The organism is Acidisarcina sp. (assembly GCA_035539175.1).
In the GTDB taxonomy this organism is placed as follows: Bacteria; Acidobacteriota; Terriglobia; order Terriglobales; family Acidobacteriaceae; genus JANXZS01.
This window is the reverse complement of the sequence record DATLIY010000007.1, coordinates 377616-391615: the sequence shown is the minus strand read 5'-3', so window position 1 is coordinate 391615 and position 14000 is coordinate 377616. Positions and strand designations below refer to the sequence as shown.

Sequence of the window (14000 nt, the reverse complement as noted above, 5' to 3'; positions counted from 1 at the left end):
ACGGAGGATTCTCATGCCATCGTTTTCCATTCCACTGACTGGTCTCGAGGCGGATTCGACTGCCCTGAACACCATTGCCAACAATCTTTCCAACATGAACACCACCGCCTACAAGGCGCAGAGCGCCAGCTTCAGCGATCTCTTCTATCAGCAGATCGGAAGCGCCGGTTCGGGGGATCCACTGCAGCAGGGCGCCGGAACGCAGATAGCTTCGATCAGCAGCAACTTTACTTCGGGCAGCACGAATAGCACCGGCAAGGCCACGGATGTCGCATTGAATGGGAATGGGTTCTTCGTGGTTCAGGGAAATGGCGGGCCCGAATATACGCGCGCCGGCAACTTCCAGCTGGACTCCTCGGGCAACCTGATCACGCAGGCGGGGCAGAGAGTGATGGGCTATCCGGCTGCAGGCGGCGTCGTCAATACGAACGCGCCGCTGAGGGCGATCAACATTCCCGTGGGACAGGTGGAGCAGCCCAAGGCGACGAGCCTGATGTCGATGACTGCGAATCTGGATGCATCCGCAGCCGCAGGAACGCAGGTTCCGGGACAGATCACGCTGTACGATTCGCTGGGCGTGAGCCACCTGGCCACCGTGACCTTCACCAAGTCTGCCGCTGCTGCGAACCAGTGGGGCTATCAGGTTTCGCTGCCGGCTGCGGATCTGCCTCCTGCTGCTGCGACAACGATTGCATCCGGCTCGTTGACCTTCGACAGTCAAGGTGCACTTAAAACGGTGAGCGACAGCGCCGGAACACAGATCGCGCCCGTCACCGCAGGCGGCGTGACGACCTATCCCCCGGTCTCGATCAGCAGCGTGCCGCTAGCTGATAGTGCGGCGCCTCTCTCCTTCAATTGGCAGCTCTTCGATAGCAATAGCGTGGGAACGATCACCCAGGTTGCTGCCGCCTCCGGAGTGGCAAAGACCACGCAGGATGGCTACATGAGCGGTCAGTACCAGAGCTTTTCCATCGACTCGAAGGGCGTGCTTTCGGCTACCTTCGATAACGGCCAGCAATCGGTGATCGGTCAGCTTGCGGTGGCCTCGGTTGCCAATGAGCAGGGGCTGAGCCGTATAGGCGAGAACAGCTTTGCTGCCACCAGTGCCTCTGGTCAACCCAGCGTGGGAGTCGCGGGAGCGGCGGGGCGAGGCACCATACAGGGGGGCGCGCTTGAAGCCTCCAATGTCGATATCTCAACCGAGTTCTCCAACCTGATCATCGCCCAGCGCGCCTTCGAGGCGAACTCCAAGGCGATTACAACCTTCGACACGGTGACGCAGCAGACGATCAACATGATCCGCTAGTTCCAGAAATTGACAGGATCCTGATTCTTTAGCCCAGGCGATCCATGGGATTCGCTGGCTAAAGAGGAGCAAAACTGCACGCAAGCGGGATGTGCCACTGCATCCCGCTTTCTTTTTCCTTCCTGAGAGCCTCCTAATCTTCTTGTCCCGATTCCGGTCATCTACCTGCACTTCTTCTCTGCAAACACACGAGGAGAAGCCATGAGTTCCACGGAAATGCAGAGTGCCGAGGAGAAGCCTGACCAGGTTGCCGGGGACGACTCCAATGCCGCTCTGCTGGTGCTCGAAAAAGAAGAGGACGAAGAGCAGTCCGCGGCAAAGACACGCGCCGAAGCAGCACAGAATTTGCAATCTGCATTAGCGGTTCTGCCAACGCAGCTGGATGTGTGCGTCCCTCTGCCCTCCTTTCGCGTATCGGACCTGCTCGCGCTGGAACCGGGGCGGGTGCTGGTCAGCGAGTGGGGAAGCATGGAAGATCTGCCGCTGAGCTGCGGGCAGGTGCAACTGGTGTGGACAGAGTTCGAAGTCGTGGACCAGAAGATCGCCGTCCGGGTGACTCGGCTGGTTTGAGGAGCAAGAAAAGAATGTCGTTTGCGGATGCAATCCGAATGGTCTCTCTGCCGCAGAAGCGGGCTGGCCTGCTGTCGCGGCTTAGCGAGACGCTGGGCTGGCTGTTTTCGAAGATAAAGCCGGCGGCCCTTCATCGCCCGCGGGAGCTTCACGTGGAAGAGCGGCTGGCCTTCGGGCCGAAGAAGAGCCTGACTGTCGTTCGCTGTGGTGCGCAGCGTTTTCTGGTAGCGAGCGGAGCGGACACCATCACCGCGGTGCTGCCGCTGGATCGAGGAAGCCGGCGCGTTCGTGCGGTGCGCAGGGTAGCCGGGAGGAAGTGGTGAACCTTCCGCTCCTCGCGTTTGCGGCTGCTCCGGTCCCGCTGCAGAGTCTGCCTTTGCTCGATGGCCGTATGACGTCAAACAGCTCGGTCCCATGGACGATCATCTTCGGGCTCACGATGATTACGCTGCTGCCGTCGATTCTGCTCTCGATGACGCCGATGGTGCGTCTGCTGATCGTCTTCCACTTTTTGCGGCAGGCGCTGGGGACGCAGACCGCGCCGAGCAATCAGACGCTGATGGGCCTGGGGCTGATGATGACCTGGTTCCTGATGCAGCCGGTGGTTGTCGCGGTGAACCAGCAGGCGATTGAACCCTACCGGCAAGGGCAGATTACGGGCTGGCAGGCAATCGATCGAGGCAGCGAGCCGCCGAAGCACTTCATGCTGCGATACGCGCGAGAGAAGGATCTTGCTCTCTTTACCGCAGCATCGCAGACGGCGCGCCCGGCCAGGGCGGAGGATCTTCCCATGCAGGTGGTGATTCCCGCCTACATGCTCTCCGAACTGAAGGCCGGCTTCCAGATTGGCGCGGTACTTTTTCTGCCCTTCCTGCTGATCGATCTTGTGGTGGCGTCGATCACGACCGCCATCGGCATGTTCCAACTGCCTCCGGTGGTGATCTCGACTCCGCTGAAGATTCTGCTCTTCGTGATGGTGGATGGCTGGAATCTGCTGGCGGGTTCGTTGCTGAAGAGCTTTTAGGGGACGGAGAAAAGACGCGGATGCAGCAGAGAACAGAAAGCGAGCGCATGTGAGTCCCGATCAGGTAGCCGAACTGATGCGGCAGTTGTTGAAGGAGGCGCTGATTGTGAGCGGGCCGGTGCTGCTTGCGGCGAGCGCGATCAGTTTTCTTCTCAGCCTGGTGCAGACCCTGACCTCATTGCAAGAGCAGACCCTGACGGCGGTGCCTCGCATGTTGATCGTGGTCGGACTGCTGCTGGTGGGGATGCCGTGGTTTCTCAAGCGGCTGATCGTCTACACGCTTTCGTTGTTTGGAGATTTTCACCGCTACCTGGGCTAGTCCTGTCGGGTAGTCGTGGCAGGCAGGAAAGACAGGGAAGGAAGGGAAGAGCGCGATGCAGGAGATGATGACCCATCCGGACTGGAGCCGATTTCTTTCGGCGATGGTGCTGGTGCTGATGCGCATCAGCGGCCTGATGGTCTTTGCGCCGGTCTTCTCCTCGCAGGCAATCCCTGCGCGGGTGAAGGCGCTCTTTGCGTTCTTTATCTCCATTCTGCTGGCACCAGTCGTCGCCGCGCTTCCGATGACGCATGCCGAACTGGGCATTCTGCCGGTGCTCGGCGAGCTGGGTGTCGGCCTGCTTTACGGACTCTCCCTGGCGTTGCTGAATGAGTTGCTGATATTTGCTGGACAGGTAATCGGGGTGCAGTTCAGCTTCTCGCTGGTCAACCTTCTCGATCCGAATTCGCAAGTGCAGACGCCCTTGATAGGGCAGATGTTGAGCTTGTTCGGAAGCATGGTGGTGCTGGCCTCGGGACTGCATCGGACGCTGCTCGCCTCCGTTATGCGGAGCTTTGCCGAGGCTCCGATGGGAGCGGTGTTTCTGGATGCGCGCACCGGTACCGCATTGGCCGGGATGGCGGGCGGGGTCTTTCTTGCAGCTTTGCAACTGGCGGCTCCGGTACTTGCGGCGACGCTTCTGGTGGAGTTCGCGATCTCGTTACTGGGAAGACTTTCGCCGCAATTGCCGGCGCTTGCGCTTACCGTTCCGGCGAAGACGATGGTTGGCTATGTCGTACTGATCGGATCTCTGGCGCTGTGGCCGCGCTTCATCGAAACGCGCTTTTCCGCGTTGCTGGACTCGGCGGAGATGCTGGTCCGGCATTGCGTGGTGAGGAGCTAGGATCGCATGAGTTCGGACCGCACCGAGCAGGCATCTCCAAGAAAGAAACAGAAAGCTCGCGAGAAAGGCGACCTGCCACGGAGCCGCGAGCTGCTATCGGGCTGCGGAATGCTGGCTGGCGTTCTACTGCTGGGGTCGGTCGCGCCGCGCTGGGTGGAGACATGGACGAGTAGTTATCAGCAGTTCCTGCTGCTGGGCCTGAAGGCAGGCTGGGACCGCGACCAGGGCGTTGCCGCGGTACTCCAGCTTCGCTCGGTGGCGCTCGAGCTTCTCTCTCCTTTGCTGCTCTTGTTTGCCGCAGTTACAAGCGCGACGCTGGTGGCAGGAATCGCCCAGGGGGGCGGGCTCAGCTTTCATGGCGAAGCGCTGCAACCTAAGTTTGACCGGCTGAATCCGGTATCCAACCTGAAAAATATCTTCTCTCTGCGGGCAACGGCCCGGCTGGGAAAATCGCTGATCCCCGCGCTGGCGCTGAGCGTGCTTGCCTATCAAAAGATCCGGCATCAGGACGCGATGGCAGCGCTCAGCCTGGTACGGCTGCAGACCATGTTTGGTGATGTCTACAGCCTGCTGATGGATGCTGCATGGATCATTTTTGCATGGGCGGCAGTCGACTTCGCGATCGAGTGGCGCAGCTGGGAGCAGCGCCTGAAGATGAGCAAGCAGGACATGCGCGACGAGTACAAGGAGTCGGAGGGCAATCCTCAGATCCGCAGCCGCATTCGTGGCCTGCAGCGGCAGATGCGTCACCGCAAGCTGCGGGAAGACGTTAGTAATGCAACCGTTGTGATTACAAATCCCACGCACTTTGCGGTTGCTCTCAGCTTTGACTTCGACACCATGGAGGCTCCCCGGGTTCTGGCAAAAGGACGCGACCTGATCGCGGAGCAGATGAAGAGCGAGGCGAGGTGGGCGGGTGTGCCGATCGTGGAGAATCCCCCACTGGCCAGGTCGCTCTATCGTTCGGTCGAGCCCGGCCAGCCGATTCCGTTCGATCTGTATGCAGCGGTCGCGGGAATCCTTGCATTCCTCTATCGGCAGGAAGTGGAGGAGAGGATGAAGCGGCAACGTGCTGCTGAGGCTGCGGCACAGACAAAGGCGCAGCGCGCGGCTCCGGCTGCGTCGCCCAGCGGTTCGGGAACCCGGTCCACGGATGGAATCTCCACCCAGGAGAAACGCGGAACCGAGACCTCTTCCGGCAGCGCAACCGAAATCGATGCTACCGAAATAGACACGGCCGGGACACATACAACCGGGGCACATGCAACCGGGACAGATAAAACCGGGACAAATGACACCGGGACAGATACAGAAACGCAGCCTGATGGCAATCAGTGGAAGAGGGACGAGCGATGAGTACAAATGCTATGGCGGCTCCGACGAGGATGCGGCCAGCAGCACAGGGATCTGGAACCGCTCCTGGAGGAAAAGGCGGATGGGGTGCGCGCCTGATGAAGCTGGCCCGCGACCTGATGTTGCCGGTTGGGGCGATCAGCGTTGTCTTCGTCATGCTGGTCCCCATGCCGGCGATTCTGCTGGATCTCTTGCTGGCTCTTTCGCTGGCCGCTGCGGTTCTGGTGTTTCTCTCCGCCGTGCAGGTTCGCCGGGCGGTAGATTTTTCGGTTTTCCCGACGCTGCTGCTCCTGCTGACGCTCTTTCGCCTGTCGCTGAACATCGCCTCCAGCCGCCGCATTCTGTTGCATGGAAGCGAGGGCACGGCGGCGGCCGGTCATGTGATCGAGGCCTTCGGACAGTTTGTCGTTGGCGGCAACTATGTGGTCGGGTTCGTACTGTTCCTGGCGTTGATCGCGATTCAGTTTCTGGTAATCAGCCATGGCGCGGTGCGAACTGCCGAGGTCACCGCTCGCTTTACTCTCGATGCGCTGCCGGGTAAGCAGATGGCGATCGATGCGGATATGAACGCCGGCCTGATCGATGAGGCCACGGCCCGCAAGCGGCGCGGGGAGATCGCCCATGAAGCGGAGTTTTACGGCGCGATGGACGGAGCTGCCCGCTTCAATCAGCGGGATGCCCTGGCCACGATTCTGATCACCGCGATCAACATTATTGCCGGGCTGCTGATCGGGGTATTGCAGCAGGGCGTGGATCTTGCGGAGGCAGTCCGGACCTACACGATCCTGACGGTCGGCGATGGACTGGTGACGATGATTCCTTCGTTGCTGGTGTCGGTCGCAGGAGGCATTGTGCTGACGCGCGCCTCCTCCTCCGGAAGCCTGGGTGGAGAACTGGGCACGCAGTTGTTCTCGCGTTCGAACACTCTCTACATTGCCAGCGGAGTTCTGGCCGCAATGTGTTTGATTCCCGGACTGCCCAAGCTGGCGTTCCTTCTGGTGTCGATCGGGCTGGCGCTGCTGGGCCGATCGATTGCCAGGCGCTCGCTGGCCGCTGCCGCGGTGCAGGAGGCCGAGCCGAAGAAGGCCGATCCGGTGCAGAGCGACAACATGGCTTCGCTGCTGCGTATGGAGGATCTGAGCCTGGAGATCGGCTTCCAACTGATTCCGCTGGTGGATGAAAAGCAGGGAGGTCAGCTTCTGGGACGGGTGCGTACGCTGCGCCGCCATCTTGCCACGGAGCTCGGCTTCCTGATTCCTCCGGTGCACATCTCCGACAATCTACGGCTCAAGCCACGGGAGTATGTCTGCTCCCTGCATGGAATCGAGATGGGCCGCTGGCAGACGGAAGGCAATGCGTTGCTGGCCGTCTCGGGAGATCCGCATCGCCTGCCGCTGCCGGGGCGGGAGACACGTGAGCCTGCCTTTGGAGTTCCGGCGCTGTGGATTGCTCCGGCGTTGGAAGATCAGGCAATTGCGGCAGGCTACTCGGTGGTGGATCCCATCACCGTGATGAGCACGCATCTCGCGGAGCTGATTCGCCAGCATGCCCATGAGCTGCTGGGGCGGCCCGAGGTCAAGCGCCTGATGGATTCGATGAGCGAATCGCACCCCAAGCTGGCCGAGGAGCTGGTGCCCAAGGTGATGACGCTGGGCGAGGTGCAGAAGGTGCTGCAGCAACTGTTGCGTGAGCAGGTATCGATTCGCGACTTCGGCACCATTCTGGAAACCCTCGTCGATGTGGCACCGGCGAATAAGAGTCTGCCCTACCTGGTGGAGTGTTGCCGGCAGGCTCTCAGCCGCCGACTGGTTCGCCCGCTGCTCGATGCGGATGGATCGCTGCCGGTCCTGCTCTTCGACCCGGCAATCGAGGAGGAGCTGCTGAGCTACTTCGGAGCCGATGCCGGCGCGCGTCAGCTTACCGATGGACTCGGCAGAAGTACACCGCTGCTGAAGCGGGTGGTCGATTCTTTGAAGGGTCTAATCGGTTCCCAGTCTTCCTCGGCACTTCCCGTGCTTCTTTGTCCGAGTCCGGCGCGCTATTACCTGCGCCGCTGGCTGGAGCCGCTGGTGCCGCGAGTGACGGTGGTGTCTCCCGCGGAGATTCCGCCGGAGACCAGGCTGCGAGCGGTGGGCACGATTCGATAGCCGATTGCGGCGGGTAGCGGAGGAGGGAGAGGTATGACGTACATGAACATGAAGCACGGGAACTATGCTGAGGGCGTCGAAGCGGCGATGGGGGCTTCTCCTGCAGGAGTCTTGCCGCCAGCGTTGCGTTCCTCGGCAAACCCCACAACTCCCGAGAGGGCGTCGGAGGCTGCCTGTGCCCAGGTCTACAGCGGCGGGGCAGGTAAGGAAGCCGAAGAGGCCGCCACGCAGGAGGACTGGCTGCTGGTCGAGCATCTGCCGATCGTCCGCTTTCTGGCGCGGCGCATTCACGAGCGGCTGCCGCAGCATGTGGAGTTGGAGGATCTGGTCAGCGCCGGCATGGTTGGACTGTTGGATGCTCTCAACAAATTCGATCCGGCCAAGAAGGTGCAGTTTCGCAGCTATGCTCAGTTCCGCATTCGCGGCGCGATCCTCGACAGCCTGCGCACACTAGATTGGGGTCCGCGCGATCTTCGCCGCAAGGGCAGGGCGGTGGAGGAGGCCATCCGTTCGCTGACGATGCAATTGGGCAAGGCTCCCACGGAGCAGGATGTCGCCGGCGAGATGCATATGGAGCTGGGAGAGTATCAGCAATTGCTCGGGGAGCTGAAGGGACTTGAGATCGGCACCCTGCACGTGGAGCGCTCCGAGGATTCAGGCGAAGAAGAGCTCGCGTATATTCCGTCGAAGCCGGAGGAGGATCCGCTCTTCCGCTGCCTGCGGGGCGAGATGCAGCAGAGGCTTGCCGACTCCATTGGCGAGCTGCCGGAGCGGGAGCGGCTGGTGATGACTCTCTATTACTACGAGGAGATGACGATGAAGGAGATTGGCCTGACGCTGGGAGTGGTCGAATCGCGGGTCTCGCAGATTCACGCCTCGGCGGTGCTTCATCTGCGGGCGATGCTTGCCGATCTGGCCTCGGCCACTGCCAGGCAATCTATGGGTCAGGCGAAGAAGAGCGGCCGCACCGCAGCCAGAGCGCGGTAGAAGAGCATAGGAAGGTTCCATGGAAAAAGTACTCAAGCAGGACGAAATCGACGCGCTCTTCCAGGCGGCAAACCTCCGCAAGACAGCCGCCAGGGTGGATGCAGGTTCGAAGCTTCAGGGATACAACTTCTCCCGCGCAGGGCAGATCAGCAACGAGCAGATGCGCGCCATCAGCATGCTCAACGACATGTTCGCGCGCAACCTCACGCACAATCTCGGGGTGTGGCTGCGCAGCAGCTTTCAGGTGAACCTGGTTTCGGCTGAGCAGTTGCCCTTCAATGAATTTCTGATGCGGATTCCCGAGGTGGCCTATGTTGGCTCTGTGCGCCTGGAGCCGCTGGGAGCGCTCTCGGTGCTGCAACTCGATCTGGCCCTTGCGCCTCCGATGATCGATCTGCTGCTGGGCGGCGAAGGCAGGCCGGGAGCCATACGGGAGCTGACCGATATCGAGGAATCCATTCTCGGCAGCGTGGTTGAGGTCATCTGCCGCGAATTGAGTTCTGCATGGCAGCCGGTAGGTCTGAGCTTCAATTTTGAGAAGCGTCAGATGCAGACGCAGATTGCCCGCATTATGCCGGTGACGGAGAAGACTCTTTGTCTGAGCTTTGAAATCCGCATGCCGGAGTCGAGCGGACTGCTCAATCTCGCATTTCCAGCAGTGGTCTCGAATACGATTCTGCGACGCCTGATTGGCGATTGGGGCAAACAGAGGAGACACTCCGCCGAGACCCGCCAACGGATTCGCGAACGATGTGCCATGATCCGCTTCGGCGCTGCGCTGCAGCTTCCGCCGGTGCGGATCTCCGCCCGCGACCTCGACAACCTGGAGCCGGGCAGGATCGTCCAGTTTCGGCTGCCTTCCAATCGACCCGGGGAGCTGCGGGTGGCAGGGGTCCCACTCTTTGAAGCGCATCCCGTGAGCCACGAGGAGCATCGGGGAGCGCACCTGACAGCTCTTCTCGCAGAACCTCTGCTGAGGCCGCTTCCATGAAGCGCCCAAATACCATGAAGCGCCGGAACGAATGGAAGCAAAACAATCGCGCGATACCTGCGCGGAGAGGATCCAATGACACCCTTTCTCGATAGCTGGTCCGAGCTTGCCGCTCCCATCCTTTCCCAGGCCCTGGAAGCCAAGGTCGTACTGGCACCGCAGGCCGCGGTGCCTCCAGGGGCAACTTTCGTCGTCTTTGGCGCAGCGGTAAGCGGCGCGATGGAGGGCCGCTTTCTCGTCAAGTTGGAGAAGCAGGCACTCGAATCGCTGCCCAGGCTTGGTGCCGATGCGGTGCTGACCCTGTGGCCGGAGCTCTTCGAACGGATCGCAACAGCGGTGGCCGATCAATACTCCAGCCGACTGGGCAGGGAACTGATGGCGCGCGCGACCGAGGAGCCGGACACTGGCTCGGCGGAGGGCGTGCCGTTCCTGCTCACAGTGGGCGAGCAGCCGGTTCCGTTATTACTGGTCGACGCCACTCGGCTCTTGCCACTCGAGGCCGCGCCAAGCCAGCCGCCTTCGCGGAGCCGCGAAAAGCAGGCCAGCGCAGCGGGAGATGGCGCACCCCGGCCATCGCAGCGGAGCGGGGGAGAGCGGGCCGCAGGAGGTCGCATGGATCTGCTGCTCGATGTGGAGCTCGAAGCTTCGCTGCGCTTCGGATCCCGCGAGATGCCGCTGAGCGCGGTGATGGAGCTGGGGCCGGGCGATGTTGTGCAACTGGATCGCCACGTGGCCGATCCGGTGGACCTGATCGTAGGCGACAAGATCGTGGCCCGTGGAGAGGTGGTGCTGGTGAATGGCAACTTTGGATTGCGGATCACGGAGGTTTCCGAGCCGCAGAAGCGTCTGGAGAGTATTCGATGCCTCTTTTAGAAAAAGCCGGACGGTGGGAGAAAGCCAAAAAGTATAGCGACGTGGCCGACCGTGTCTCTTCGCTGTTTCCTGTTTGCGCGAATCCCTCTTGTTCGACCAGTTGGCTGCATTTGTGGCGCCGCCGCCAGGTGCCCGTCTTTGCTGGCGGCTGGAGCTGCAGCGAGGAGTGTACACGGCAGCGCATCACTGTAGCCGTCCGGCATGAGATGGATGGCCAGCAGGCCGCGCCGGTCGAGCATCGTCACCGGGTTCCGCTGGGACTCCTGATGCTGGCCGAGGGCTGGATCACCCAGGCCCAGCTGAAGGCTGCCTTGCAGGCGCAAAAGGCAGCTGGCCATGGACGCCTGGGAAGCTGGCTGATCCGCGATGCCCATATCGAGGAGCGACTGGTGACCCGCGCGCTGAGCCTGCAATGGAATTGCCCGGTCTTCTCCGTGGAAGAACTTCCTGACCAGGAGATGGGAGCGGTCGTCCCCCGGCTTCTAGTGGAGGCCTTCGGGATTCTGCCGATTCGTGTGCGGGCTGGAAGGCTGCTGCATGTGGGCTTTGAGGATCGCATCGATCGCTGCGTGACCTTTGCCATCGAGCGCATCACGGGATTGCGCGTCGAGGCGGGACTGGTTAGCACCTCCGAATTTTTGCGCGGACACTCTCGCCTGCTTGCGGAAGGCCCTTTCCCCAAGGCTACCCTGATCGAAGCTGTCGATGCGAATGCCATGGTTCATGCTTTGACGCGCCTGGTGGAGCGGTCAAAGCCCTTTGAGGCCCGGCTGGTGCGCATGCACGATTGTTATTGGATGCGGATGTGGCATGGAGCGCGGGGCGCAGCCTTACCCGTGCGGCGCGAGGAGATCGAAGATGTGGTCTGCTCCATTGGTTCCACTCACTGAGCAGCCACTAGAGAGATGCGCCGGAACGCCGATAAAGGGAAATGGAGTACGAGGTTAAGGAATGAGTGATATTTGTGCCCTGATCGTCGACGATTCTTCGGTCATGCGGAAGATTGTGGAGCGCGGTCTTCGCCAGGCGGGTCTTGCGCTGACGACCGTGCTGGAGGCCTCTTGCGGAACGGAAGGGCTGGAGGTTCTGCGGAATCATCGGGTGGATCTGATCCTCTCTGACATCAACATGCCCAAGATGGATGGGCTGGAGTTTGTTCGTCTGCTGCGCGAACAGGATCTCGCTCCCGGCGCGCCGGTGGTGATGATTACGACCGAGAGCAGCGAGGAGCATGTACGGCAGGCGCTGCTGGCCGGAGCGCAGGGGTATATTCGCAAACCATTCACCGCGGAGCAGGTCAAGGACCGCGTGCTGCCTTTGCTGGAATCGGCATAACCTTCCATGCACCTTAGAGTGCGTTGAAGCACGAGTGCAAAAAAGAAAAGTTTGGAGAGCGGATGCCTGAGGTGAAGGAGAACGTGCAGTTGCTGGCGCTGGACGAGGCGGTCGAAGAGGTTTTTCGCGTGATGATGAACGTTGCGTGCGAGCCGGTGGAATCGAGTTCGGAACCGGCTTCGCTGACCGGTGAGATCATGACCGCTGTCGTCGGAATGGCGGGAGTGTTGAGTGGAACGTTTGTCCTGCGCATGGAGGAGGCGGTGGCGCTGGGCATGGCGGAACTTCTGACGGGAATGGAGTTTAGCGAAATCGACGGCACGGTGAACGATGCACTCGGAGAGGTGTGCAACATGCTCGTGGGTGCATGGAAGGGAAAGACTCCAGCGCTGGCGTCAGCCTGCATGCTCTCCGTGCCTACAATCGTCAGCGGAACCAGCTATCACATCTACACGCATCGGGCACCTCTGCATCTGGAGCGGAGCTTTGCTTTTCAGGGCAGGCGCTTCTGGGTGAGCATCCTGGGTGACTCGGCGCTGGAATAGGCCAAACGATCGTCCGCAGCCGCAAGCTGCTCCGCGGCGCAACGCTCTCATCGCACGCTCCAACCTCACGCTCTAAGCACTTTCTAATTTCCTCTCCTCGCCGCTTGGTCCCTGAAATGCAACTCTCAACGGCGAGGAGATTCAGCCTTGGACAGTGGCTACTACGCAGCGTATTCGGGTCTCTTGGCGCGCAGTGAGGCGCTTGACTCCGCAGCCAGTAATCTTTCAAACGCCAATACCACCGGCTTCCGCGCCGAGCGGGAATATTTTCGCGGCGCGGTGATGGGCCCGCATGCTCTCGAATCGCAATTGAACCGGACGGTGAACGACTTTGGCGTTCTCGGCGGCAACCAGTTGAGCCTGTCGCAGGGTGCGCTCACCAATACCGGGAATGCGCTCGATCTGGCGATCGAAGGGCAGGGATTCTTTGCGATCCAAACCAAGACAGGAATTCGATATACGCGCGATGGGGCCTTCCTTCGCGCCACCAATGGAACCCTGACGACCTTGGCGGGAGAGGCGGTGATGTCCGCGCAGGGCAAGCCTCTGCTGCTGCCTCCCGGAGAGATCAGCATCGGCTCCGATGGCGCTGTCTCTGTCGCCGGCGGGGTAGCCGGGCAGATCGGCGTCTATTCCTTCGCCAATGTGACGGATCTGACGCCGGAGGGCACGAATCGCTACGTGGCGGCTCAGAGTGCGAAGCCTGTTTTGTCGAAGGCGAGTCTGCATCAGGGGGCGCTGGAGTCTTCGAATCAGGATGTGATTCAGGGCAGCCTGCAGATGATTCTTGTGCAGCGGCAGGCGGAGATGATGCAGAAGGCGCTCTCCATCTTTCATACGGATTTCGACAAGACGGCGAGTGAAGATCTGCCGCGCGTCTAGACAAAGTACATCAAGCTACGAGGAGAAACGAAGATGATTCGAGCCCTATATACAGCGGCGAGCGGGATGAGCGCCCAGCAGATGAACCTGGATACGATCGCCAACAATCTCGCCAACTCTTCCACTGCCGGCTTCCGCCAGCGCCGTTTGCAGTTTCAAGACATGATTTATCAAAACCTGGTAACGCCGGGTGCCGCGCAGAGCCAGCAGACCGTCTCTGCCGGATTGCAGGTTGGCCTCGGGACCAGATCGTCGGCGACCGAGGTCATCATGACGCAGGGTGAGCTGAACAATACCAGCAATCCCCTGGACATCGCGATTACCGGGCATGGATTCTTCCAGGTTCTCCGTCCAGACGGCACGCTCGCGTATACCCGCGCCGGTGCCTTTCATCTGAACAACCAGGGAACGCTGGTGACCTCCGATGGAGATCCGGTGCAGCCGAACATCACCATTCCTCAGAACGCGACTGCCGTAACCATTACGCAGTACGGAGTGGTGAATGCCACCATTCCCGGGCAGACAAATCCGCAGCAGCTCGGCCAGATTCAGCTCGCGACCTTTGTGAACCCAGGGGGCCTGAACAGCATTGGATCGAATCTGCTGCAGGCAACGCTCTCTTCTGGAGACCCTGTGCTGGCAAACCCAGGAGGCATCGAGGGGCTGGGAACGCTGCAGCAGGGATATCTGGAAAATTCGAATGTTGATGTCGTGAGTGAATTCGTGCAGATGGTGCTGGCGCAGCGCGCCTATGAGAGCAATTCAAAGGTGATCCGCGCGGCCGACGACATGTATAGCCAAGTCAACAATATGGCGAGGTAATG

The 14000-nt window shown here is 60.8% G+C and carries 16 protein-coding genes; all 16 read left to right on the top strand.

What is annotated here, in order from left to right; translation table 11 throughout:
- The first annotated feature begins 13 nt into the window (after positions 1–13).
- The 16 genes from VM554_04380 (at position 14) to flgG (ending at position 13998) form a co-directional block, all read left to right on the top strand.
- Entirely contained in the window at positions 14–1306 is a 1293-nt protein-coding gene (locus tag VM554_04380; protein ID HVJ07596.1) for a flagellar hook protein FlgE, read from the top strand.
- Positions 1307–1507: 201 nt separating this feature from the next.
- Complete coding sequence (locus VM554_04375) at positions 1508–1876, top strand: FliM/FliN family flagellar motor C-terminal domain-containing protein (protein ID HVJ07595.1); 369 nt, start codon at positions 1508–1510, stop codon at positions 1874–1876.
- 14 nt (positions 1877–1890) lie between these two features.
- Positions 1891–2199 carry a flagellar biosynthetic protein FliO gene (locus VM554_04370; protein ID HVJ07594.1) on the top strand — a complete coding sequence of 103 codons (309 nt, stop codon included), beginning with the start codon at positions 1891–1893 and terminating at the stop codon, positions 2197–2199.
- Positions 2196–2900 (top strand): flagellar type III secretion system pore protein FliP, encoded by a 705-nt coding sequence (fliP, locus tag VM554_04365; protein ID HVJ07593.1) that lies wholly within the window; start codon positions 2196–2198, stop codon positions 2898–2900. Before VM554_04370 ends, fliP begins: the two co-directional genes overlap by 4 nt.
- Positions 2901–2949: 49 nt before the next feature.
- Positions 2950–3219 carry a flagellar biosynthetic protein FliQ gene (locus VM554_04360; protein HVJ07592.1) on the top strand — a complete coding sequence of 90 codons (270 nt, stop codon included), beginning with the start codon at positions 2950–2952 and terminating at the stop codon, positions 3217–3219.
- Between the two features lie 64 nt (positions 3220–3283).
- A complete protein-coding gene (locus VM554_04355; protein HVJ07591.1) occupies positions 3284–4063 on the top strand; it encodes a flagellar biosynthetic protein FliR in 780 nt (259 codons plus the stop codon).
- 6 nt (positions 4064–4069) lie between these two features.
- A complete protein-coding gene (locus VM554_04350; GenBank protein ID HVJ07590.1) occupies positions 4070–5419 on the top strand; it encodes an EscU/YscU/HrcU family type III secretion system export apparatus switch protein in 1350 nt (449 codons plus the stop codon).
- Entirely contained in the window at positions 5416–7563 is a 2148-nt protein-coding gene (gene flhA, locus VM554_04345) for a flagellar biosynthesis protein FlhA (GenBank protein ID HVJ07589.1), read from the top strand. Before VM554_04350 ends, flhA begins: the two co-directional genes overlap by 4 nt.
- 33 nt (positions 7564–7596) lie before the next feature.
- Positions 7597–8550 carry a FliA/WhiG family RNA polymerase sigma factor gene (locus VM554_04340; protein ID HVJ07588.1) on the top strand — a complete coding sequence of 318 codons (954 nt, stop codon included), beginning with the start codon at positions 7597–7599 and terminating at the stop codon, positions 8548–8550.
- Between the two features lie 19 nt (positions 8551–8569).
- On the top strand, positions 8570–9541 hold the full coding sequence (locus VM554_04335; protein HVJ07587.1) for a FliM/FliN family flagellar motor switch protein: 972 nt from the start codon (positions 8570–8572) through the stop codon (positions 9539–9541).
- A 75-nt stretch (positions 9542–9616) separates the two neighbouring features.
- Positions 9617–10414 (top strand): FliM/FliN family flagellar motor switch protein, encoded by a 798-nt coding sequence (locus tag VM554_04330; protein HVJ07586.1) that lies wholly within the window; start codon positions 9617–9619, stop codon positions 10412–10414.
- Positions 10402–11304 (top strand): hypothetical protein, encoded by a 903-nt coding sequence (locus tag VM554_04325; protein HVJ07585.1) that lies wholly within the window; start codon positions 10402–10404, stop codon positions 11302–11304. Before VM554_04330 ends, VM554_04325 begins: the two co-directional genes overlap by 13 nt.
- Before the next feature lie 61 nt (positions 11305–11365).
- Positions 11366–11749, top strand: coding sequence for a response regulator (locus tag VM554_04320; GenBank protein ID HVJ07584.1), 384 nt, complete (start codon positions 11366–11368; stop codon positions 11747–11749).
- 62 nt (positions 11750–11811) lie between these two features.
- Positions 11812–12294: a chemotaxis protein CheX gene (locus VM554_04315; GenBank protein ID HVJ07583.1), complete on the top strand. Its 483-nt coding sequence runs from the start codon at positions 11812–11814 to the stop codon at positions 12292–12294.
- Between the two features lie 147 nt (positions 12295–12441).
- The gene (locus VM554_04310; GenBank protein HVJ07582.1) at positions 12442–13176 is read left to right on the top strand and encodes a flagellar hook basal-body protein; all 735 of its coding nucleotides are present in this window, start codon (positions 12442–12444) and stop codon (positions 13174–13176) included.
- Positions 13177–13209: 33 nt separating this feature from the next.
- Complete coding sequence (gene flgG / locus VM554_04305; protein ID HVJ07581.1) at positions 13210–13998, top strand: flagellar basal-body rod protein FlgG; 789 nt, start codon at positions 13210–13212, stop codon at positions 13996–13998.
- Positions 13999–14000 lie beyond the last annotated feature (2 nt).

Bases quoted from the DNA above. Each gene is read 5' to 3' on its own strand.
- VM554_04335 (HVJ07587.1), top strand. From the start codon at position 8,570: ATGGAAAAAGTACTCAAGCAGGACGAAATCGACGCGCTCTTCCAGGCG.
- VM554_04320 (HVJ07584.1), top strand. From the start codon at position 11,366: ATGAGTGATATTTGTGCCCTGATCGTCGACGATTCTTCGGTCATGCGG.
- flgG (HVJ07581.1), top strand. From the start codon at position 13,210: ATGATTCGAGCCCTATATACAGCGGCGAGCGGGATGAGCGCCCAGCAG.
- VM554_04315 (HVJ07583.1), top strand. From the start codon at position 11,812: ATGCCTGAGGTGAAGGAGAACGTGCAGTTGCTGGCGCTGGACGAGGCG.
- VM554_04370 (HVJ07594.1), top strand. From the start codon at position 1,891: ATGTCGTTTGCGGATGCAATCCGAATGGTCTCTCTGCCGCAGAAGCGG.
- VM554_04380 (HVJ07596.1), top strand. From the start codon at position 14: ATGCCATCGTTTTCCATTCCACTGACTGGTCTCGAGGCGGATTCGACT.
- flhA (HVJ07589.1), top strand. From the start codon at position 5,416: ATGAGTACAAATGCTATGGCGGCTCCGACGAGGATGCGGCCAGCAGCA.
- VM554_04330 (HVJ07586.1), top strand. From the start codon at position 9,617: ATGACACCCTTTCTCGATAGCTGGTCCGAGCTTGCCGCTCCCATCCTT.
- VM554_04355 (HVJ07591.1), top strand. From the start codon at position 3,284: ATGATGACCCATCCGGACTGGAGCCGATTTCTTTCGGCGATGGTGCTG.
- VM554_04350 (HVJ07590.1), top strand. From the start codon at position 4,070: ATGAGTTCGGACCGCACCGAGCAGGCATCTCCAAGAAAGAAACAGAAA.
- VM554_04340 (HVJ07588.1), top strand. From the start codon at position 7,597: ATGACGTACATGAACATGAAGCACGGGAACTATGCTGAGGGCGTCGAA.
- VM554_04325 (HVJ07585.1), top strand. From the start codon at position 10,402: ATGCCTCTTTTAGAAAAAGCCGGACGGTGGGAGAAAGCCAAAAAGTAT.
- VM554_04375 (HVJ07595.1), top strand. From the start codon at position 1,508: ATGAGTTCCACGGAAATGCAGAGTGCCGAGGAGAAGCCTGACCAGGTT.